Raw genomic sequence first — 21,793 nt, forward strand, 5'->3', positions numbered from 1 at the left:
ACGTCACGCCCCTCCATGGCCCTTGCCGAGCGTTCCCTGGCCGATCGCGCCGCCCGCGCGCCGTTACTCCTGCGCATGGGGCTGGTGGCGGTGGCGGTGGTGCTGCTGTTTTCGGTGCTGACCGCATGGGTGCTGGAAACGGCCTTTCGCGACAATGCCGCGGACGCGGCCGAAACCCGGCTGGAGGCGCAGGTGCTGCTGCTGATGGGCATGGTCGAGGTGCTCGCGGAAGACGACGTGCGGGTGCCGCAGATGCTGCCGGAGAGCCGGCTGCAGCTGCCCGGCGGCGGGCTGTACGCGCGTATCCTCGGGCCCACCGGCGATACCGTCTGGCGTTCGCCGTCGGCGGTGGCCACCGAACTGAATGACTGGACGCGCGACGAATACTTTGCCTACAGCATGACGGTGCGCTGGCAGCTGGATGGCGAATCGGTGCCGCTGGTGTTCCAGATGCTGGAGGATCGCAGCGCATTCGACGAGCAGGTCGAAAGCTACCGCTACAGCCTGTGGCAGGGCCTGCTGACCATGACCCTGTCGCTGATCGTGGCCCTGATCCTGGCGTTGTGGTTCTGGGGCCTGCGGCCGCTGCGCAGGGTGCGCGCGGAGCTGGACGCCCTGCGCCACGGTGACCGGGTGCATCTGGAGGGACCGTATCCGCGCGAGATCGGGGCGCTGACCGGCTCCATCAACGACCTGATCGACTTCGAGCGCGAGCGCCTGGTGCGCCAGCAGAACGCACTGGCGGATCTTGCCCACAGTCTCAAGACCCCGATCGCCTCGCTGCGCCTGAATCTGGAAGGACACGCCCCCGATCACGAAGACCTGCGGCGCCAGGTCGACCGCCTGCAGGCGATGGTCCAGCACCAGCTCAACCAGGCCCAGCGGGTGGGCCCGGTGCCGTTCCAGACGCCCGAGCCCCTGGCCCCGGTGATCGAGCGCACCTGCCGCGCCCTGCGGCGGCTGGCGGAGCACCAGGCGGTGTCGCTGGAGACCGATGTGGCGGAGGGCTGTGCCCTGCGCATGGATTCGGGCGCGATGCTTGAACTCCTGGGGAATCTGCTGGACAACGCGGTGCGCCACGCCCGCTCGCGGGTGCGGATCACCACACACTGCGATGAGCGGGAAACCGTGCTGACGGTGGATGACGACGGGCCGGGTATCGAGCCCGCCGATCGCGAGCGGGTCCTGGAACGCGGCCAGCGGGCCGACACGCGCGAAGACGCGGACGGACAGGCGGCGGGCCAGGGCCTGGGGCTCAGCATCATCCACACCCTGGTCAGCGATCATGGTGGTCAGCTGGAGATCGAGCGTGCGCCGGAGCTGGGTGGCGCGCGGCTGCGGCTGGTGTTCGCCCCGGTCGGCGACTGAGGCCCGTGTGCGCCCGTCTCAGAGCCGGAAGTCCTCCAGCGAGGCCTCGGGCGCCCGCCCCAGCAGCCCGTCGCGCACCAGCGCCGCCGCGCCGCAGGCAAAGGTCCAGCCGAGATGCCCGGCGCCGGTGTTGAGATGCAGACCCGGTACCGCCGTGGGCCCCAGGATCGGCGTACCGCGATCGCTCATCGGGCGCAGCCCGGCCCACGGGGCCATGGTCTCGCGGTCGAGCTCCGCCGGCAGCGCGGTCAGCGTGCGCCGGCACTGGGCCAGCACGTTGGCTGCGCGTCGGGGTTCCATGCGCGCGTCGGTGCCGGCGAACTCGGCGGTGCCGGCCAGCCGCAGCTGATCGCCCAGCGGGGTCATGACCACCTTGTTGGCGTCGTCGATCAGCGGCAGGTTCAGTCGCCGTGAGGCATCCATCGTCAGGCTCAGGGAATAGCCCTTCACCGGGGCCACCGGCAGGTGCAGCCCGAGCGGGCGCAGCAGCGCCGGGGCCTCGTGTCCGCTCGCGACTACGCAGGCATCGGCCGCGATTGGTCCCTCATCGGTCTCGATCGCGTCGATTCGCCCCTGGAACGTGCGCAGTCGCCGCACGCGTGTCGCGGGCCGGTAGCGCAGGCCGCGGTCCCGCGCCAGCTCGAGCAGTCCGGTGGTGAAGCGGCGCGCATCCCCGATGGCATCATCCGGGAAATACAGCCCGCCGCAGAGTTCGTCCCGTACCCCGGCCAGCGCCGGTTCGCGGGTGATCACCTGCTCGGTTTCCCAGGCCTCGAACCGCACGCCCTCGTCCTGCATGGCCTCGGCCGCATGCCGATTGCGGGCCTGGCTCTGCGGGTCGCGGAAGACCTTGAGGATGCCGGATTCACGGAAGTTGAAGTCCAGGCCGGAGCCGGCCAGCTCCCGATTCAGGCGCCGGGTCTCGCGCAGGGAGAAGGCGGCCAGGCGGGCGTTGACCAGGGCGTGCCGCTGGAAGGCCGAACGCCGGCTGTGCCACAGAAACCGCAGACCCCAGCCGGCCAGTCCCGGCAGGGCGCGCGGGCGCATCAGCAGCGGGGAGTCCTCGCGCCCCAGATAGCGCAGCAGGTCGAGGCCCACGCCGGGGGTGTTCCAGGGCTCGGCATGGCTGGCGTGCAGCATGCCGCCGTTGGCATGGCTGGCGCCGGCCGCCGGTTCCGTCGCGGCATCCAGGAGGGTGACATCGAGTCCGGCCTCGCGCAGATACCACGCGGTGGTGACCCCCATCACGCCGGCTCCGATGACCACCACATGCATGCGCTCCCCTCCCGTTGCCTACAAAGATCCGGCAAAGCGTTTGATCAGCGTGTCGTACTCGCGTTCCAGGCGCTGTGCCGAGACCTTTTCGCGGGTGCCCAGCTCCTGGGCGAACTGCGATACGCGGAACTCCTCGATGCGGTAGCGAAAGGCCAGGACGTCGGGGTCGTCGGGACGGCGCTCCAGCAGGTCGCGGGCCTTCTGCCACAGCGGTTCCACCGCCACCCGGCCGGCGCGGTCCTTGTCCGGGGCCCGGGACAGGCGTTCCAGGCGCCGGTCGATGGCCTGCAGGTAGCGCGGGAACTCGGGCAGCACGTCGGGCGGGGTGCTCAGCAGGAAATCCGGCGGGACCAGGGCGTCGAGCTGGTCACGGATGTCGCGCGCCGCCTCGATCCAGGACAGCGGCAGATCGCCGTGCAGCCGGCTGCGCAGGTCGTGCCAGCGGGCGAGGATGTCGGCTGCCAGGCGGGCCAGTTCGGTAGCGGCCGGACCCAGTTCGCTGCGCCCGGCTTCCAGTCGCTCGGCGAAGGCCTCGGCATCGCGCGGCCATTGTTCCGGGGCGTCGGCGAGGAACACCCGGTCGGCCGCCGCCTCCAGCACCTGGTCGCGCAGGGCGATGCCCTCACCCCGGCCTTGTCCCAGCGTGGCGTAGTGCAGGCTGGCCCGGTCCATGTCCGGCAGCTGGCGTTTGAGATCGCGCACCGCCGGGCGCAGGGCCAGCAGGAACAGCCGGCGCAGCCCGGCGCGATGGCGGCGTTCGGCCGCGGCCGGATCGGGTTCCAGTTCCAGCGACACGCTGTCGCCGCGGTCCACCAGCACCGGGAAGGCGCGCATGCGGGCGCCCTGGTGTTCGTGCTCCACGCTCTCCGGCAACGCGCCGAAGTCCCATTCGGTGATGCCCTCGCGCTGGGGGCCGCTCGTCGGGCCGGGGTCGAAGGTGGCCTCCGCGGTGCCGCCCAGTTCGGCCTTGAGCGCCGGCAGGTCGCGCCCGGCGGTCAGCTCGTGCCCCTCCGGGTCGAGGATGCGAAAGCGCAGGATCAGGTGCGGTTCGAGCGTGTCCGGGCGCCAGGCATCGGGCGGGATGGCGGTGCCGGTCATGCGCTCCAGTTCTTCCGCCAGCGCCGGCAGCAGCGGGCCCTGGCGGTGCTCCAGCCGGGCCAGCGCGGCGCGGGCGAAGTCCGGGGCGGGCACGAACTGGCGCCGCAGGCTCTTCGGCAGGCTCTTCAGCAGCGCCGTGACCCGCTCCTCCAGCAGGCCCGGCACCAGCCAGTCGCCCAGCCAGTCGGGCACCGCGTTGAGTACCGCCACCGGGACGTCCACGGTCACCCCGTCGTCTTCCTGCCCGGGCTCGAAGCGGTAATGCAGCGGCAGGCGCAGGCCCTCCAGTTCGAGGTGGTCGGGGTAGGCGCCCTGCGGCAGGGATTCTTCGGGTTCGTTGCGCAGCTCGGCGGGGTCGATGCGCAGGCAATCGGGGTCCTTCTGCTCGCGTTTGCGCACCCAGCGCTCGAACGACGGGCCGTCACGCACGTCGTCCGGGATGCGCGCGGCGTAGAACTCGAACAGCCGGTCCTCCTCGGCCAGCAGGTCGCGGCGCCGGCCGCGGGCCTCCTCCTCGGTGATCGCGGCCACCGCCTCGCGGTTGGCGCGCACGCCGCGCGAACGGGTGCGCAGCTGGCCGCCGACCAGTCCCTCGCGGATGAAGATGCGCCGGGCCTCCTCGGGGTCGTGGCGGGCGAAGTCCACCGGCTTCTTCGCCGCGACCACCAGGCCGTAGAGGGTGATGCGGTCGTAGGCGCCCACCCGCCCGCTCCGACGCTGAAAATGGGGTTCGAAGATATGATGGCGCAGCAGGTGCGGGGCCACCTCCAGCAGCCAGTCGGGTTCGATGCGCGCGTTCTCGCGGGCATACACCCGGGTGGTCTCGGCAATCTCCGCACTGACCACCCAGTTGGGCTTTTTCTTCGCCAGCACCGAGCCCGGATGGATCTGGAAGCGGCGGTTGCGCGCGCCGAGGTAGTCGCCGCGTTCGGTCTTCTGCCCGATCTGGCTGACCAGCCCGCTCAACAGGGCGCGATGCACGGACTCGGGTTCGGCCGTCGCGCGGCCCGGGTGCAGTTCCATGTCGCGCGCCAGGCGCAGCAGCTGGCTGCGCAGTTCCTGCCATTCGCGCATGCGCATGAAGTTGAGGAAGTGCTCGCGGCACCAGCGCTTCAGGGCGTTCGAGCCGCGCGCCTCGCGCGCGTCGTGCCAGGCCTGCCACAGCCGCAGCATGCCCATGAAGTCGGAGCCCTCGACGCGGAACTCGGCATGCGCGGTGTCGGCCGCCTGCGTGGCGTCGGCGGGGCGCTCGCGCGGGTCCTGCAGGGACAGGAACGCGGCGATGGTGGCGGTCTCGGTCACGCAGCCATGCTCGGCGCCGGCCAGCAGCATCGCCCCGTGGCGCGGATCCACCGGCATGCGCGAGAGCTGGCGGCCGCGCTCCTGCAGGCGATGGTCGGCATCCACCGCGCCCAGTTCCTCCAGCAGGCGGTAGCCGTCCTTGATCAGGCGTGAATCCGGCGGGTCGACGAACGGGAAGCGCCGCGGGTCGCCCAGTTTCAGCGCGGCCATCTGCAGGATCACCGAGGCCAGATTGGAGCGCTGGATCTCCGGGTCGGTGAAGGCCGGGCGCTGTTGGTAGTCCTCCTCGGAGAACAGGCGGATGCAGACCCCCGGCCCGAGGCGGCCGCAGCGGCCGGCGCGCTGGTCGCAGGCGGCCTGCGATACCGGTTCGAGGCTCAGCCGCTGCACCCGCGTGCGCCACGAATAACGCGACACCCGGGCCAGCCCGGAGTCGATCACGTAGCGGATGCCGGGCACGGTCAGCGCGGTCTCGGCGACGTTGGTGGCGAGCACGATGCGCCGGCCCGAGTGCGCCTGGAACACCCGCGACTGCTCGCGCGCCGACAGCCGGGCGTACAGCGGCAGGACCTCGGTGTCGGGCGCGGATTCCTCGCCGCGCAGGGCGCGGTGGGCATCGCGGATCTCGCGTTCGCCCGGCAGGAACACCAGGATGTCGCCGGGGCCGGCGCGGCGGCATTCGCGCACCGCGTCGCGGATGCCGGTGAACAGGTCGCGTTCGCCGCCGTCATCGTCCTCGCCCTCGCCCTCGCCCTCGCCCGCGTCCGCGGTGTCCGCTTCCAGCGGGCGGTAGCGCAGCTCGACCGGATAGGTGCGCCCGGGCACGTCGATCATCGGGGCGTCGTCGAAGAATCGCGACAGGCGTTCCGGGTCCAGGGTGGCCGAGGTGATGATCACCCGCAGCTCCGGGCGCTTGCGCACCAGGCGCTGCAGGACCCCCATCAGGAAGTCGATGTTGAGGCTGCGCTCGTGGGCCTCGTCGACGATGACGGTGTCGTAGGCCAGCAGCTCGGGGTCGTGGGCCATCTCGGCCAGCAGCATGCCGTCGGTCATCAGGCGGACGAAGTTGTCCGGCCCGGTGCGGTCGGAGAAGCGGACCTTGCAGCCCACCGCGGCGCCGGACTCCTCGCCCAGCGGGGTGCCCAGCTCCTCGGCGATGCGTGCGGCCACCGAGCGCGCGGCGATGCGCCGCGGCTGGGTGTGGCCGATCAGCCCGCCGCGACCGCGTCCGGCCTCCAGGCACAGCTTGGGCAGCTGGGTGGTCTTGCCGGAGCCGGTCTCGCCGGAGAGCACGATCACGGAGTGGGTGCGGATCGCCTCGATGATCCGGTCGCGTTCCGCGTGCACCGGGAGGCCCCCGGTATACACCGGCTGCGGCCGCCGCGCTTCGGCCGCGGCCTCGCGTTGCTGTTCCGTCGCGAGGCGCTGCTGCAGGTTGCGGGCCAGGCGGTCGAACGCCTGGCCACGGTCGCGCCGGCGTCGCGCGCGGCGGAGCAGGTCCTGCAGGTCACGCCGTTCGGCGATGCGCTGGAGACCGTCGACTTCGGCGGACAGCGCGTCGAGATCCGGCGCGGCGCTCTCCCCGGTCTCCATGGTCAGCCCCGGTCGCGCAGGCGCAGGGCCTCGATGCCTTCCGAGCGCAGCCGCTCGAGGACTTCGCGGGTGCGCTCGGGATCGTTGTACGGCCCGAGGTACACGCGGTACCAGGTGTCGCCGTCGATCTCGGCTTCGCGGACCTCGGGGGAAAGGCCCAGCAGGGTCAGCCGGGCGCGCATCTCGTCGGCCTGCTCCGCGCGCCGGAACGAGCCGGTCTGCAGCACCACCGGCCCGTCGGCATCCGGTGTATCCAGCGGCGCGGGCGGGGCGTCGGTATCCGCATCGTCGCGGGCGGGCGCGTCGGGCACCGTCACTTCGTCCTCGGGCAGGAGTTCGTAATAGCGAAAGCGCGGCTCCTCGCGCTCGGGCTCGCGTTCGGAAGCGGGGTCGGGCACGGGTTCCGGACGCGGTTCGGCCGCGGGGCGATCGCGTTCGCTCAGCCAGTCGCTCAGGCTGTCGGGGCGATCCGCCCCCTGGAGGTACAGCACCGCGGCCACGCCCAGCCCGATCAGCAGGCCGGCGAGCAGCCAGACCCAGCCGGGCAGCGGACCGCGTTCTTTCTTTTGTGCCGGCTTGCGGCGTACCTTGCGGGCCTGGGCCATGGGGTTACATCTGCTCCGGGGCGTGCACGCCCAGCAGGCGCAGGCCGTTACCCAGCACCTGCTTGATGCCGGTCACCAGCGCCAGGCGGGCCCGGATCAGCTCGTCGTCTCCGGCGTTGAGGAACGGCACGGCGTTGTAATAGGTGTGGAAGCCACCGGCCAGTTCGCGCAGGTACTGGGCGATCTGGTGCGGCTCGCAGGCCTGCGCGGCGGCCGCGACCACCTCGGGGAAGCGGTCCAGGCGGTCCAGCAGCTCGTCCTCGTGCGGCTCGACGAGCCGTTCGGCGAGGCCGTCGGCCTGTGCTGCGGCGGGCTGGTGGCCGCGTTCGCCCGCGGTGCGCAGCACACTACTGATGCGCGCGTGGGCGTACTGGATGTAGTACATCGGGTTGTCGTTGGACTGCGACTTGGCCAGGTCGAGGTCGAAGTCCAGGTGCTGGTCGCAGCGGCGCTGCACGTAGAAGAAGCGAGCTGCATCCGATCCGACTTCGTCGCGCAGCTCGCGCAGGGTGACGAACTGCCCGGCGCGGGTGGACATCGGCAGGCGTTCGCCCCCACGGTAGAGGATCGCGAACTGCACCAGCAGCACGTCCAGGCGGTCGGCCTCCAGGCCCAGGGCCTGCAGGGCGGCGCGCACGCGCGGGACGTAGCCGTGGTGGTCGGCGCCCCAGATGTTGATCACCCGGTCGAAGCCGCGCTGGAACTTCTCGCGGTGGTAGGCGATATCGGAGGCGAAGTAGGTGTAGTCGCCGTTCTCGCGGCGCACCACGCGGTCCTTGTCGTCACCAAAGTCGCTGGAGCGAAACCACAGCGCGCCGTCCTGTTCATACAGCGCGCCGCGCGCCTGCAGGTCCTCCACCGCCGCGTCGATCGCGCCGGAGTCGGCCAGGCTGCGTTCGGAGAACCAGCACTGGTATTCCACCCCGAACTCGCGCAGGTCGTCGCGGATGTCCTCGAGGATGGCGTTCAGGCCGCCTTCGAAGAACTCGTCCCACAGCGCCTCGCCCAGAAGGTCCCGTGCGCGCGTCACCAGCGCGTCGATGTAGGTCTCCTTGTCGCCGCCGTCGGGTTCGTCGGGCGGCAGGTCACGGGTGACGTCCGCGGCCGGATGCACGCCGCGATCGCCGATGTGCCGGGTCAGGGTATCGGCGACGGGGTAGATGTAGTCGCCCCGGTAGCCGTTGGCCGGGAACGGGAGTTCCACGCCGTGGCGCTCGAGATAGCGCATCCACACGCTGACCGCGAGGATGTTCATCTGCCGCCCGGCGTCGTTGACGTAGTACTCGCGGGTGACGTCGTAGCCGGAGAAGTCCAGCAGGTCGGCGACCGTCGCGCCGAACGCCGCCCCGCGGCCATGACCCACGTGCAGCGGCCCGGTGGGGTTGGCGGAGACGAATTCCACCTGCACCGGGCGTCCGCCGCCGGCGTTCGAGCGGCCGAAATCGCCGGCCCGTTCCGCGATGTGCCCCAGCACCTGCGTGCGCGCATCGGCGGCCAGGCGGAAGTTGATGAAGCCGGGACCGGCGATCTCGGTGCTGGCCAGGCCGGGGACCTCGGGCATTGCGGCGGTCAGGGCCTCGGCCAGGTCGCGCGGCTTGCTGCGCGCGGGTTTGGCCAGCTGCATGGCGAGGTTGCTGGCGAAGTCGCCGTGCTCGCGGTCGCGCGCGCGGCTGACCTCCACCGACACGCCATGATCGGCCGGCACGCGGCCGTCGGCGACGAGGGTTGCGAGGGCGGTTTCCAGGGCCTGGGTCAGGGTGTCTTTCAAGGGTCGCGGGTCCGTGCTGGCAAAACGCGCATTCTAACCTTTCGGGCCCCGGGATGCCGCCCTGTTCGCCTGCTTGCAGGCGAACAGGGCCGCTTCAGGCGAGACTGACCGGATCCACGTCGAGCGCGATGCGCACCTCGCGCGGCAGGGTCAGCCCCTCCCAGGCCCGGCGCGCCTGATGCAGGGTCGCGTGCAGGGCACGGCGGTCGCCGGACTGCACCAGGATCTGCTCGCGGTAGCGCCGGTTCACGCGGTGGCGCGGGGCCGGGGCAGGACCCAGGACGCGCACGCCGGGCGCAGCCGCGCGGCGCAGGGGCGCGGCCACCTCGCCGGCGCGGGTCTCCGCGGTGTTCGCGTCCTCGGCCTCCACCCGCACCAGGGCCAGATGACCGAAGGGCGGGAAGCCGCTCTCCGCGCGTTCGTCCAGCAGGGGGCGCACCATGGCGGTGTAGTCCGCGGCGTCCAGACCGCGGATCAGAGGATGCTCCGGGTGCCCTGTCTGCAGGAGCACCCGTCCGCCGGCTTCGCCGCGTCCGGCGCGCCCGGCGGCCTGCACGATCAGCTGCAGGGTGTGTTCGGCGGCGCGCAGGTCCACCGAGTACAGGCCCTGGTCGACGTCCACCACGCCCACCAGTCCCACGCGCGGGAAGTCGTGGCCCTTGGCCAGCATCTGGGTGCCGACCACGATCGCCGCGTCCAGCGAACGGATGCGCTCCAGGGCTTCCTCCAGCGCCCCCTTGTGGCGGATGCTGTCGCGGTCCAGCCGGATCAGCGGGGTCTGCGGGAAGTGCCGCGCCAGGGCCTGTTCCAGGCGCTGGGTGCCCAGCCCCCGGCGGGCCAGTTCGGCCCCGCAGTCCGGACAGCGGTCGGGGACCGGTTCGTGGTGCCCGCACAGGTGACAGACCGCCCGCGGGTTGCCGGCGTGCACGGTGAGGCGGGCATCGCAGTGGCGGCAGTCGGCCACCCAGCCGCAGTGATCGCAGGCGAGCGTGCGGGCATAGCCCCGCCGGTTGAGCAGGACGAAGCATTGCTGATCGCCGGCGAGGGTGGCCTGCATGGCGTCCAGCAGCGGCGAGGTCAGCCCCTCGTCGGGGGTGTGGACCCGGGTGTCCACGGCCTCGATCCGCGGCGGGGCCGTGCCGTCGGGGCGGGTGCGCAGCGGGCAGTGGGTGTAGCGGCCCTGGCGGGCGGCCTGCAGGGTCTCCAGGGTCGGCGTGGCCGAGCCCAGCACCACCGGGATGGCCTCCAGCTGGCCGCGCTTGATCGCGAGGTCGCGGGCGTTGTAGCGAAAGCCGTCCTGCTGTTTGAACGCGGCGTCGTGCTCCTCGTCGACCACGATCAGGCCGGGCTCGGGTAGCGGCGTGAACAGCGCCGAACGGGTGCCCACCACCACCCGGGCCTCGCCGCGCGCCGCGCTGGCCCAGGCCCGCAGCCGTTCGCCCTCGGCCAGGCCGGAGTGCAGCAGCGCGACCCGGCCGGGGAAACGCGCCTGGATACGGGCCGCCAGCTGCGGGGTCAGGGCGATTTCGGGGATCAGCACCAGGACCTGCTCGCCACGCGCGACGACCCGTTCCGCCATTCGCAGGTAGACCTCGGTCTTGCCGGAGCCGGTCACGCCCTCCAGCAGCAGGGGTCGGGCTTCGCCGGGGGTGAGCGCGTCCACCGCGGCCTGCTGTTCGGGGGTCAGGGGGCGCCCCGCCGCGCTATCGGCCTCCGGCGGGGCATCCGTCGGGTGTTCCGGGGCGCGGCACTCCAGCCAGCCGCGTTCGGCGAGGCGTTCCAGCTCGCGCGGGGCGGGTCGGCGGCCGAGGATGCCGGCCAGGGTCGGACGATCAAGGCGACCACCGGGGGCGCTGTCGGGGTCGGCCAGCGCCGCGAGGATGGCGCGCTGGCGTTCGCCGCGCACGGCGCCGTCGGCCAGGGCGCGGTGTCCCTGCTCGGTTACCGCCCACAGCGGTTCGGGCGTGGCGGCTTGCGGGAGTGGCCGGCCGCGACGCAGGGCGGGTGGCAGGGCCCCCAGCACCACCTCGCCGATCGGGTGGTGGTAGTACCGGCCACCGAAGCCGAGCAGTTCACGCAGCGAGTCGGGGAGGATCGGGGTGGCGTCCAGCACTTCGCTGATCGCACGCAGGCGCTCGGGTTCCATCTCGCTGGTGACCCCCGTTTCGATCACCACCCCGGTCAGGCGGGTGGGGCCGAACGGGACCCGCACGCGCATGCCGGGCCGCACGTCGCGATCCGGCGGCGTGCGATAGTCGAACAGGCGGTCCAGCGGGCGGTCGATGGCGACCCGGACGATGGACGGTGTGGATGAGGGGGTGTCGGGCATGGGGTCAGTGTACGCGACGTGGCCACGCCTCCCGAGTCCGTGGGTGGGGCGAGGTTTTCCACAGAACCTGTGGATAACTCTGTGGAAGAAGCGGTGGGAAACTTCCTAAACCCTTGTACTGTCGCGGACGATGACAAATTGGTTACGGAATGACCATCTTTCTAAGAAAAACTTAAAAAACAAAGACATATCGAGATTATGTAAGCTCGTTTGAGCGCACGTTGCTGCAAGTGCGCCATGGTCGCCGGGCGAGCGCGGGACCTGTAGGGGTTGTGTACAAGTTGCGGGCCGCGCACGGCGTGCCGGCACAAAAAACCCGGCCACAGGGGCCGGGTCTCCGGGTCCGTCCGGGGCGTCCCGGAGGGGCGGCGATGCCGCCCTCCGGCCGCGAGCTTCAGCCGAGCGCCTTGACGCTGGCCACCAGCTCCGCGGCGACCTTCTGGCCGTCGCCGTACAGCATGCGGTTGTTCTCGGCATAGAACAGGTGGTTCTCGATGCCGGAGAAACCGGAACCGCGGCCGCGCTTGACGCAGATAACGTTCTGCGCCTCGTCGGCGTTGAGGATGGGCATGCCGTAGATCGGCGAATCGGGGTTGGTCCGGGCGACCGGATTCACCACGTCGTTCGCCCCGATCACCATCGCGACATCGGCGGTCTTGAACTCGTCGTTGATCTCGTCGAGGTCATAGATGATGTCGTACGGCACGCCGGCCTCGGCCAGCAGCACGTTCATGTGCCCGGGCATGCGGCCGGCCACCGGGTGGATCGCGAACTTCACGTCCACGCCGCGCTTCTGCAGCAGCTCGGTCAGCTCCCAGATCTTGTGCTGGGCCTGGGCGACGGCCATGCCGTAGCCGGGCACGATGATCACCTTGCTGGAGTAGGCCATCATGATCCCGGCGTCGTTGGCCTGGATCTCCTTCATCGTGCCTTCGATCTCCTCTTCCGCGGCGGCGGAACCACCACCGAACTGACTGAAGAGGATATTCTTCAGCGGCCGGTTCATGGCCTGGGCCATCAGCTGCGTCAGCAGCGAGCCGGCGGCACCGACCACGATACCCGCGATCATCAGGGCCGGGTTGTCGAGCACGATGCCCTTGAAGCCGACGGCCAGGCCGGTCAGGGCGTTGTACAGCGAGATGACCACCGGCATGTCGGCGCCGCCGATCGGCAGGGTCATCAGCACGCCGAAGGCCAGCGAAAGGATGAAGAACGCCAGCAGTGTGCCGCCGCCGATGGTGCCGTCGCCCAGCGCCATCATGAAGCCGAGGATCACCACCAGGGCGATGATCACCAGGTTCAGCAGCTGCTGCCCGGGGAAGTTCAGGGTCTTCTTCATCAGGCCCTGCAGCTTGGCGTAGGCCACCAGCGAGCCGGAGAACGCCACCGAGCCGATCACCGAGCCGATCACCGCGATGGCGAGGCCGGTGGTGGTGACCGTTTCGGGGGTGGCCTGCAGCAGGTAGATTGCGCCGATGCCGGCCGCGGCGCCGCCGCCCATGCCGTTGTACAGCGCGATCATCTGCGGCATGTCGGTCATCTGGACCTTCTTGCCGCTCCACCAGGCCAGCGCGCCGCCGATGGCGATACCCAGAACGATCAGGGTGTAGTTCACGCCGCCGGAGATCTCCGGGTGCACGAAGGTGATGAGAGTGGCCAGCAGCATGCCGACACCGGCCCAGATGATGCCGGGCCGGGCGGTGGTCGGCGACGACATCTGCTTCAGGCCGACGATGAACAGCACCGCCGCCACGAAGTAGGCGAGGTTGATGATCAGACTCATGCCTTGTCTCCCTTGTCGTCCTTGCTGGACTTGAACATCTCCAGCATGCGTTCGGTGACCACGTAGCCGCCGGCCGCGTTACCCGCGGCCAGGATCACGGCGATAAAGCCGATCGCCTGCTCCAGCGGCGTCTGGGCGTGGCCCAGCGCGACCATGGTCCCGACCAGGACGATCCCGTGGACGAAGTTGGAACCGGACATCAGCGGGGTATGCAGGATGACCGGCACCTTGGAGATCACCTCGAAGCCCGTGAAGGCCGCGAGCATGAAGATATACAGCGCTACGAAACCTGAGATCTCGATCATGAGGAAGCTCCCTGGATGGCATCACGGGTGGCGGCATGCACGATCTCGCCGTCACGCGTGAGCACGCTCTGGGCGATGACCTCGTCTTCCCAATCGGGCTGGAATTCGCCCTCGGGAAGCATCGGGGTCAGGAAATTCAGCAGGTTCTTGGCATACATCTCGGAGGCATGCAGCGGAACCTGCGACGGCACATTCAGCGGGCCGTGGATGATTACGCCGTGCTGGGTGATGGTCTCGCCGGGCTGCGTCAGCACGCAGTTGCCACCGCCTTCCGAGGCCAGGTCCACGATCACCGCGCCGGATTTCATGCCCTTGACCATGTCTTCGGGCACCAGCTTCGGGGACTCGCGGCCCGGGATCGCCGCGGTGGTGATCAGCACGTCGGCCTGCGCGATGAATTCGCCCAGCGCATCCTGCTGCTGCTTCTTTTCCTCGGCGGTCAGTTCGCGGGCGTAGCCGCCCTCGCCCTCGGCGGATACGCCCAGGTCGAGGAACTTCGCGCCCAGCGATTCCACCTGCTCCTTGGTCGCCGAGCGCACGTCGTAGGCCTCGACGATCGCGCCCAGACGCTTGGCCGTGGCGATCGCCTGCAGGCCGGCCACGCCGGCGCCGATCACGATCACCTTGGCCGGACGGATGGTGCCGGCCGCGGTGGTCAGCATCGGGAAGAAGCGGCAGGCCAGGTCGGCGCCCTGGATGGCGCCCTTGTAACCGACCACGGCCGCCTGCGAGGACAGCGCGTCCATGCTCTGCGCGCGCGAGATGCGCGGAATCAGCTCCATCGCGAAGCTCTGGATGCGCCGCTCCTGCATGGCCCGGACGACGTCGGGATGACGGTGGGCGTGGAACAGCCCCACCAGCGTCGAGCCTTCCGGCAGTCGGTTGACCTCATCGACCGTGGGCGGCGCCACGCGGACCATGATGTCCGACTGTGAATAGGCGGCCTCGGTGTCCAGCAGGGTGGCGCCCTCGTAGGCCGAATCGGGGAAACCGGCGGCTTCGCCGGCGCCCTTCTCGACCTGAACGGTTACGCCCAGCTGGCCGAATTTGCCGGTGACCAGCGGATCCAGTGCGACACGGCGTTCGCCGCTGGCACTCTCCTTGGGTACGGTTAGTCTGATTGCCATGCGCTTTCTCCCCGGGCCGTGCGTTCCCGCAATCCCGATGGCCCCAATGGCAAAGGGAGGCACGACCACGCTCGCGGGTGGTGGAAAAACCGGATGCCGCGGGGCCGAAAGCGCCCCGCAGCGAAAAACGAGCCCGTGAGTGTAGCGGAATCGCCGTCGCGCATAAACCGGAGTCCGAGCCGGAGTATGGCGACGGGACGATTCATGTGGATGAAATTGTATTGCGCGCCGACGCCGTTTATTGTGCGAAAACGTGCCGAGGAAACACCGGTTTGTTCACGGGCGCGGGTGTCGCCGGAACCGTGAGCCGCGTGAGGAAATCCGTGTTTCCTTGAGGGTGGGCGAGGTCATGTTACCGACCGAGCATCAGGTCCTGCGCACGGATGCCTCCGGGATGCCGCTGGAGTGGATCGGCCTGGAACAGGCCGTGCGGCTTTATTACTGCGAGCAGGTGGCCTACGCCTGCGGCCGACCGCTTTATCGCGTGCGCGGCGGCATCAACGCGCGTTCCGGCCGCCAGTCCCTGGTGGAGGTCAACTCCATTATCGCCACCCACGGTACCCGCGCCCGCCAGGGTGATAACTACGTCCCCCCGCTCAACAATCCCACCCTGTTCCGGCGCGACGCCCACCTGTGTCTCTACTGCGGCCGCCATTTCCCCGCCCGCGAGCTGTCGCGCGATCATGTGACCCCGGTCAGCCAGCAGGGGCAGGACGTGTGGAAGAACGTGGTCACCGCCTGCAAGCGCTGCAACAACCACAAGGCCGACCGCACGCCGGAACAGGCCGGCATGCAGCTGCTGGCGATCCCGTTCACGCCCACGCATGCCGAGTACATCTATCTGAAGGGACGCCGGGTGCTGGCGGACCAGATGGAATTCCTGCAGGCCCATTTCCCGCGGACCAGCCCGCTGCGGGGACGTCTCGAGGGCGACGCGCTATCCTGATGCGTTCCGGTCGAACCTTTGACGGTGGCCGGGACTCCCATGCATCGCCGGATCCAGCCATTAAGGAACGTCATGAAGTACTTCGGAGAGTCGGATTACCGCCACGGCCAGGCGCGCGACGCCGGCGTGCTGCTCACCAACCTGGGCACCCCCGATGAACCCACCGCCCCGGCACTGCGGCGCTACCTCAAGCAGTTCCTGTGGGATCCCCGTGTGGTCGAGGTGCCGCGGCCGATCTGGTGGCTGATCCTCAACGGCATCATCCTCAACGTGCGTCCGCGGCGCAGCGCGGCGAAATACGCCACCGTGTGGACCGACGAAGGTTCGCCGCTGCTGGCCATCGGCCGGCGCCAGACGGCGGGCGTGCGCGCGCGCCTGGCGGAGCAGACCGGCGAGGACGTGCCGGTGGCGCTGGGCATGCGTTACGGCAACCCGTCGATCGAGGAAGGGCTGGACGAGCTGCGGCGCCAGGGCGTGCGCCGGGTGGTGGTGCTGCCGCTGTATCCGCAGTATTCCGGTTCGACCACGGGCTCGACCTTCGACGCCGTGGCGGAGGTGCTGAAGGGCTGGCGCTGGGTGCCGGATCTGCAGTTCGTCGCCAGCTACGACGCCGAGGATGGCTACATCCGGGCGCTGGCGAACAGCGTGCGCGAACACTGGGAGGAGCACGGCCAGCCCGAACGGCTGGTGATGTCCTTCCATGGCGTGCCGAAGCGCTATCTGCTCAATGGCGACCCCTACCACTGCCTGTGCCATGCCACCGGGCACAAGCTGGCGCAGGCCCTGGGCCTGGAAGAAGGCCAGTGGCAGGTCACCTTCCAGTCACGTTTCGGGCGCGAGGAGTGGCTGCAACCCTACACCGACAAGACCATGGAGGCGCTCCCGGGCCAGGGCGTGCGTTCGGTGGACGTGATCTGCCCCGGCTTCTCCGCCGACTGCCTGGAGACCCTGGAGGAGATCGCCGACGAGAACCGCGAGATCTTCCTCGAGGCCGGCGGCGAGCGTTTCCATTACATCCCCGCGCTCAACGATCGCGACGACCATCTGCAGTTCCTGGCCGAACTCGCCGGGCGGCATCTGGCGCCGTGGCTGGGGGATCCGGACAATAGCCCCGAGCAGCGGGCGGCGGCCCGCGAACGCGCCCTGGCGCTGGGTGCTAAACAGTAGCGTGGCGCAGGGCGAGGTTATGAACAGCCCCGTGATGGCCGAACCGATGGCCCGCTGGGTCCTGGAGCAGCGCTTTCCCGACCGCCGCGACACCGCCGCTGTCGAGGAAACCCTGCGCCTGGAGAGCGTCACCGAAAGCGGCTGCTCCCGATCCTCGAGGCGATGGAAGTAACCTTCCCCGATCTGCGCATCTCCTGCCTGCCGCGCATGGACCGCCAGGCCCCGCAGGTCGAACCGGGGTTGCGCGGAACCCCGCGCGCCCACCTGACTGAGGGACAGGCTGGCCTGCGGCAGCACTGATCACCGGGGGCTCGGGTGCTGATCGGTCAGCCGCGCCCCGGCCACGGGCGGTCACTTGTCCTCTGGACCCCCCGGTTTTTCGAATTTGTCGCCCCGCATTGGGGCTGGCGTGCCCGAACGTGATGCACATCCTTCCATGCCTCGCTGTCCTGCGTTAGCCCTGGGGTTGCAGGCGCTTCCCTGTAAACAGCCCCTTACACCATCTTCCTCTCTGGGCGGGCGTGTTGGCATAAATGCTGCTCGGTTCATTGGACGTAAGAACACGTCAGAACAAGTGGGGTGTTCGATCTCCCGAGCCTCTCGCCGGGATCCACGGAAACGAGGAATGGTTGATGACTGACAAAATTGAGTCTGTTGCGGACGACCGGGCCAAGGTCGGGCCAGCCGCGCCGGAAGGCGGCGCAACCATAACGGATGCTCCCGCTGGGGCTACGGTCCGGTCCGGAACGGACGTAACGACAGCCAAGGCCCACGTGGGTGCGAGCGCCGGGCTGGCAGCCAAAGGTGCGAGTACGGGCGCCTGGTTCAAGAAATCCAGCGGTACCTGGTGGGGCCGCTACACCATCCGAATCCTGTCGGTGCTGGCCCTGATCGGTCTGTGGCATCTGGCATCGACCAATGACTTCCGGTTGTTACTCAACTTCGAGAATGTGCCTGCGCCGAGTGTCGTGGGCGCGGTGCTGGTTGAGTTGCTGTCTTCCGACACGTTTTATCGGCATATCGCGGCCAGCGTTGAGCGGGTCGCAATTGCCTTCGGACTTGCCACGGTATCCGGGGTGGTACTCGGCGTCTTCATGGGCCGGAACCGACTGATAGAGGACGTATTCTCGCCCTACGTTGAGATCTTCCGTCCCATTCCCGCGGTGGCCTGGATTCCACTGGCGATCCTGATGCTCCCGACGGAGCAGAGCAGCATCATCTTCATAACGTTCCTGGGCGCGTTTTTCCCGATCGTGCTGAACACCATGCATGGCGTTGACCAGACACCCAAGGAATTGGTGCGCGCCGCACGAGCGCTGGGTGCATCCAGTACCTCCATCCTGATTCATGTGGTCTTGCCGGCCGCGCTGCCCAGCATCGTCGCGGGTATGGCGATTGGCATGGGCATCGCGTGGTTCTCGCTGCTGGCCGGCGAAATCATCAGTGGCCAGTACGGTATCGGCTACTTCACCTGGAGTTCGTATTCGCTGATCCAGTACCCGCAGATCATCGTGGGGATGGTCACCATCGGGCTGCTGGGAACCTTGTCGACCCTTTTGGTGCGATACGGGACGCGGCCCTTCTTGCGCTGGCAGCGTTGAGCGTGCAGACAGTCTGTCCAGTTCGTCTGTCAAAACAATCTTGCAACGGGGTTCGTAATGAGACTTGGTAATTTGTGGGCATTTGGCGAGGGGCCCTCGCGCGGAAAGCCCGCTCACGCTGGAGCAGCGGGTACTCGCCCGGAGGCGGGGCGCATCCGGATTTCGGATGTATCCATTGAGTTTAATACCGGAGGCCGTCGAAACGTAGCGGTGGATGGCGCCAACCTGGAGGTTGAACCCAGTGAATTCATCTGCTTGCTGGGTCCTTCGGGTTGCGGGAAGTCGACTTTGATGAACGCAGTGGCGGGGTTTGTCGAGCCAACGGCTGGGTATGTGGAGGTCGATGGCAAGCGGGTGCAGGGGCCCGGCCCTGAACGCGGCATGGTCTTTCAGCAGCACTCGCTGTTTCCCTGGAAGAGCGTACGCAAAAACGTGGCATTCGGTCCGCGCATGGCCGGCCACTCGGCGACGGTGTCGGACAGCATCGCGCGCACCTTTCTCGGGATGGTCGGGTTGTTGGCCTATGGCAACCACTATCCCGCACAGCTATCCGGCGGTATGCAGCAGCGTGTCGGGATCGCCAGGGCACTGGCGAATTACCCTGACGTGCTGTTGATGGACGAGCCCTTCGGCGCTCTGGACGCCCAGACGCGTTCAATGATGCAGCAGAACCTGGTCGATCTGCGTCAGGAATTCCACACGACGATCGTATTCGTCACGCATGACATCGAAGAGGCCGTATTCCTGGCCGACCGGGTCATCGTAATGAGCGCCAGCCCAGGGCGCCTGATCGAGGATATCCGGGTCGACATTCCGCACCCGCGTACCCACGAGGTCGTGACCGACCCGCGTTTCGTTGAGCTGAAAAAACAGTGTCTGGACCTGATTCGCGCCGAGACGACACGGGCGTTCGAGCAGCAGGGGAAGGTTTAGGGCATTCGAATGACTGGATCCTCTTACACGTCATAACTTGTTATGATAGGATAGAACATATGCTGAAAACACACCGCCAACAAGTGCTTGCACGTAATGTGTCGCCGCGCCCTGTCAGCCATACAGGTGGCTCGAGGCACCTGTATGGCTGGGTCAGAGACAGTCTGCGCCGCCAGATCCTGCGGGGCACGTGTGCTCCGAACGAACGACTAGCGACCGAAAAGGAGTTGATGGAGGCCTTTGGGGTTAGCCGGATCACCGTGCGCCGCGCCCTCCGAGAGCTTCGTGCAGAAGGTCTGGTCGTTACCGCGCAGGGCCGAGGTATCTTCGTCGCGCGACCCCGGGTAAGCCAGGATTTGCGGCGCATGGAGTCCTTCGGCGAGACCGTTTCCAGCCAGGTTGGCGAAGTGGACGTGCGGCTTCTTTCGATGCGGGAAATTGCGCCGCCCGTTCGCGTAGCGTGCGAGTTGCGGCTGACGCCGGAGGATCGTGTTACCCGTATTCGGCAGGTGCAGTATCTGCGCTCGCATCCAGTGATGGTGAGCGAGAGCTATCTACCCCTGGCGATCGGGCGCCGTATCTTCAGCCGCGACCTGACGTTAGACACCCTGAACGTAGTCAAGAATCGACTGGGCCTGGGCGTCCGCAGGGCCCGTATCGAGATCGAAGCCTGTCACCCCGAACCCGCGGTTAGGGAAGCGCTTGCGCTTCCGGCCGACGCCACTGTCCTGAAGCTTACACGCGTCTTTCTCGACCGTTCCGGTCGCACCTTCGATGTGGAGTGCCTGACGTTCCGGGAAGACACGTTCAACTGCAAGTTCCGTACGGATCCCAACGAGGAGTACCTATGAAAGTCAGCGAAATCAAAACGATCGAGATGGATGTCCTGGTGATCGGCGGAGGAACCGGAGGGCCGCTGGCGGCCGTTACGGTCAAGGAGGAAAACCCGGATCTGGATGTGATGCTGCTGGAGAAGGCCAACGTGAAGCGTTCCGGCGCAATCTCCATGGGGATGGATGGCCTGAACAACGCGATTATCCCGGGCCGTGCCACACCGGAACAGTATGTGAAGGAAATCACGACCGCGAATGACGGCATCGTCCATCAGAAGGCGGTCCTGGCCTATGCCGAGCGTTCCTACGACATGATCCAGAAGCTTGACTCCTGGGGTGTGCACTTCCAGAAGGACGAGACCGGCGATTACGACGTGAAGAAGGTCCATCACATGGGGAGCTACGTGCTGCCCATGCCCGAGGGCCACAACGTCAAGAAGATCCTGTATCGGCGCCTGCGCCGTAACCGGGTCAAGGTGGAAAATCGCTATCAGGCCACGCGCCTGTTGAAGGATCGCGACGGCAAGATCGCCGGGGCCTTCGCGGTGAACACCCGTACCTCCGAGCCGCTGCTGATCCGCGCCAAGGCCGTGATCATGGCGACCGGCGCCGCGGGACGCCTGGGCCTGCCGACCTCCGGTTATCTGTACGGCACCTACGAGAACCCGACCAATGTGGGCGAGGGGCATGCGATGGCCTATCACGCCGGCGCCGACCTGGCGAACCTGGAGTGTTACCAGATCAACCCGTTGCTGAAGGACTACAACGGTCCGGCCTGTGCCTACGTAACCGGCCCGCTGGGCGGCTACACGGCGAATGCCCAGGGCGAGCGCTTCATCGAGTGCGACTACTGGTCGGGCCAGATGATGCTGGAGTTCTACCGCGAGCTGGAAGGGGGCAAGGGCCCGGTCTACCTGAAGGTGGATCACCTCGCCGAGGAGACCATCCAGGAGATCGAGACGGTCCTGCATACCAACGAACGCCCGTCGCGCGAACGCTTCCATGCCGGGCGCGGTACCAACTATCGCGAGCACATGCTGGAGATGCACATCTCGGAGGTCGGCTTCTGCAGCGGCCATTCGGCTTCCGGGGTGTGGATCAACGAGCACGGCGAGACCACCGTGCCGGGCCTGTATGCGGCTGGGGACATGGGTTCCGTGCCGCACAGTTACATGCTGGGCGCATTCGTGTACGGCCAGATCTGCGGCGAGAGCGCGACGCGTTACGTCAGTGACTGGACCGACGCACCCCTGGACGAGTCGTTGATTGCGGCGGAACTCGAACGCGTGATGGCACCGCTGAATGCGGAGGACGGCATTCCGCCGGAGCAGATGGAGTACAAGGTGCGCCGCCTGGTGAACGACTACCTGCAGCCGCCCAAGATCACCAAGAAGATGGAAATCGGTCTCAGCCGAATCCTTCAGGTGCGCGAAGACCTGGCCAAGCTCCACGCCCGGGATCCTCACGAGCTGCTGAGGGCCCTCGAGGTGCACTCGATTGTCGACTGCGCCGAGATGGCTGCCCGCGCCTCAATGGCACGCAAGGAGTCCCGGTGGGGGCTGTACCACTACTCCATCGACCACCCCGAGCGCGACGACCAGAACTGGTTCTGTCACAGCCGCCTGTACAAGGGCGAAGACGGATCCATGTGCACCGGCACGCGTCCGGTGGACCCCTACATCATCCCGCTGGATGACGACGAGCTGTCGGCCTACCAGTCCATGCGGATCGAAAACACCGACGAAATCGCCGCCGAATAA

15 protein-coding genes and 1 pseudogene are annotated in these 21,793 nt (G+C 68.2%); 8 read left to right on the plus strand and 8 right to left on the minus strand.

Annotated elements, in window-relative coordinates; translation table 11 throughout:
* Positions 1–15: 15 nt before the first annotated feature.
* Positions 16–1,368 carry an ATP-binding protein gene (locus C998_RS0102410; RefSeq protein ID WP_018869254.1) on the plus strand — a complete coding sequence of 451 codons (1,353 nt, stop codon included), beginning with the start codon at positions 16–18 and terminating at the stop codon, positions 1,366–1,368.
* Between the two features lie 18 nt (positions 1,369–1,386).
* Here C998_RS0102410 and C998_RS0102415 read toward each other — a convergent pair whose 3' ends face one another.
* The 8 genes from C998_RS0102415 to C998_RS0102450 all read right to left on the minus strand — a co-directional run bounded on the left by C998_RS0102415 (position 1,387) and on the right by C998_RS0102450 (position 14,553).
* Positions 1,387–2,643 (minus strand): FAD-dependent oxidoreductase, encoded by a 1,257-nt coding sequence (locus tag C998_RS0102415; RefSeq protein WP_018869255.1) that lies wholly within the window; start codon positions 2,641–2,643, stop codon positions 1,387–1,389.
* An 18-nt stretch (positions 2,644–2,661) separates the two neighbouring features.
* Positions 2,662–6,636, minus strand: a complete 3,975-nt coding sequence (gene hrpA, locus C998_RS0102420; protein ID WP_018869256.1) for an ATP-dependent RNA helicase HrpA — start codon at positions 6,634–6,636, stop codon at positions 2,662–2,664.
* A 2-nt stretch (positions 6,637–6,638) separates the two neighbouring features.
* Complete coding sequence (locus tag C998_RS0102425) at positions 6,639–7,241, minus strand: SPOR domain-containing protein (RefSeq protein ID WP_018869257.1); 603 nt, start codon at positions 7,239–7,241, stop codon at positions 6,639–6,641.
* A 4-nt stretch (positions 7,242–7,245) separates the two neighbouring features.
* Positions 7,246–9,009 (minus strand): arginine--tRNA ligase, encoded by a 1,764-nt coding sequence (gene argS, locus C998_RS0102430; protein WP_018869258.1) that lies wholly within the window; start codon positions 9,007–9,009, stop codon positions 7,246–7,248.
* Between the two features lie 94 nt (positions 9,010–9,103).
* Complete coding sequence (locus C998_RS0102435) at positions 9,104–11,338, minus strand: primosomal protein N' (RefSeq protein ID WP_018869259.1); 2,235 nt, start codon at positions 11,336–11,338, stop codon at positions 9,104–9,106.
* Positions 11,339–11,732: 394 nt separating this feature from the next.
* Complete coding sequence (locus C998_RS0102440; protein WP_018869260.1) at positions 11,733–13,121, minus strand: NAD(P)(+) transhydrogenase (Re/Si-specific) subunit beta; 1,389 nt, start codon at positions 13,119–13,121, stop codon at positions 11,733–11,735.
* Positions 13,118–13,426, minus strand: coding sequence for an NAD(P) transhydrogenase subunit alpha (locus C998_RS0102445; protein ID WP_018869261.1), 309 nt, complete (start codon positions 13,424–13,426; stop codon positions 13,118–13,120). The genes C998_RS0102440 and C998_RS0102445 overlap by 4 nt, the downstream gene beginning before the upstream one ends.
* Positions 13,423–14,553 carry an NAD(P) transhydrogenase subunit alpha gene (locus C998_RS0102450; RefSeq protein ID WP_018869262.1) on the minus strand — a complete coding sequence of 377 codons (1,131 nt, stop codon included), beginning with the start codon at positions 14,551–14,553 and terminating at the stop codon, positions 13,423–13,425. Before C998_RS0102450 ends, C998_RS0102445 begins: the two co-directional genes overlap by 4 nt.
* 349 nt (positions 14,554–14,902) lie before the next feature.
* Between C998_RS0102450 and C998_RS0102455 the strand changes: the two genes are divergently transcribed.
* From C998_RS0102455 to C998_RS0102490, 7 genes and pseudogenes are all read left to right on the plus strand, one after another.
* Positions 14,903–15,499 carry an HNH endonuclease gene (locus C998_RS0102455; RefSeq protein ID WP_018869263.1) on the plus strand — a complete coding sequence of 199 codons (597 nt, stop codon included), beginning with the start codon at positions 14,903–14,905 and terminating at the stop codon, positions 15,497–15,499.
* A gap of 72 nt (positions 15,500–15,571) precedes the next feature.
* On the plus strand, positions 15,572–16,666 hold the full coding sequence (hemH, locus tag C998_RS0102460; protein WP_018869264.1) for a ferrochelatase: 1,095 nt from the start codon (positions 15,572–15,574) through the stop codon (positions 16,664–16,666).
* A gap of 28 nt (positions 16,667–16,694) precedes the next feature.
* Positions 16,695–16,966 (plus strand): annotated as a pseudogene (locus tag C998_RS15145) (competence/damage-inducible protein A); the annotation flags it as partial.
* Between the two features lie 569 nt (positions 16,967–17,535).
* Positions 17,536–18,267 (plus strand): ABC transporter permease, encoded by a 732-nt coding sequence (locus C998_RS14010; protein ID WP_196799369.1) that lies wholly within the window; start codon positions 17,536–17,538, stop codon positions 18,265–18,267.
* Between the two features lie 153 nt (positions 18,268–18,420).
* A complete protein-coding gene (locus tag C998_RS0102480) occupies positions 18,421–19,200 on the plus strand; it encodes an ABC transporter ATP-binding protein (RefSeq protein WP_026279439.1) in 780 nt (259 codons plus the stop codon).
* A 59-nt stretch (positions 19,201–19,259) separates the two neighbouring features.
* Complete coding sequence (locus C998_RS0102485; RefSeq protein WP_081617405.1) at positions 19,260–20,051, plus strand: GntR family transcriptional regulator; 792 nt, start codon at positions 19,260–19,262, stop codon at positions 20,049–20,051.
* Positions 20,048–21,793 (plus strand): fumarate reductase/succinate dehydrogenase flavoprotein subunit, encoded by a 1,746-nt coding sequence (locus tag C998_RS0102490; RefSeq protein WP_018869270.1) that lies wholly within the window; start codon positions 20,048–20,050, stop codon positions 21,791–21,793. The genes C998_RS0102485 and C998_RS0102490 overlap by 4 nt, the downstream gene beginning before the upstream one ends.

It is taken from the genome of Thioalkalivibrio sp. ALgr3 (assembly GCF_000377325.1).
Lineage (GTDB): Bacteria > Pseudomonadota > Gammaproteobacteria > Ectothiorhodospirales > Ectothiorhodospiraceae > Thioalkalivibrio.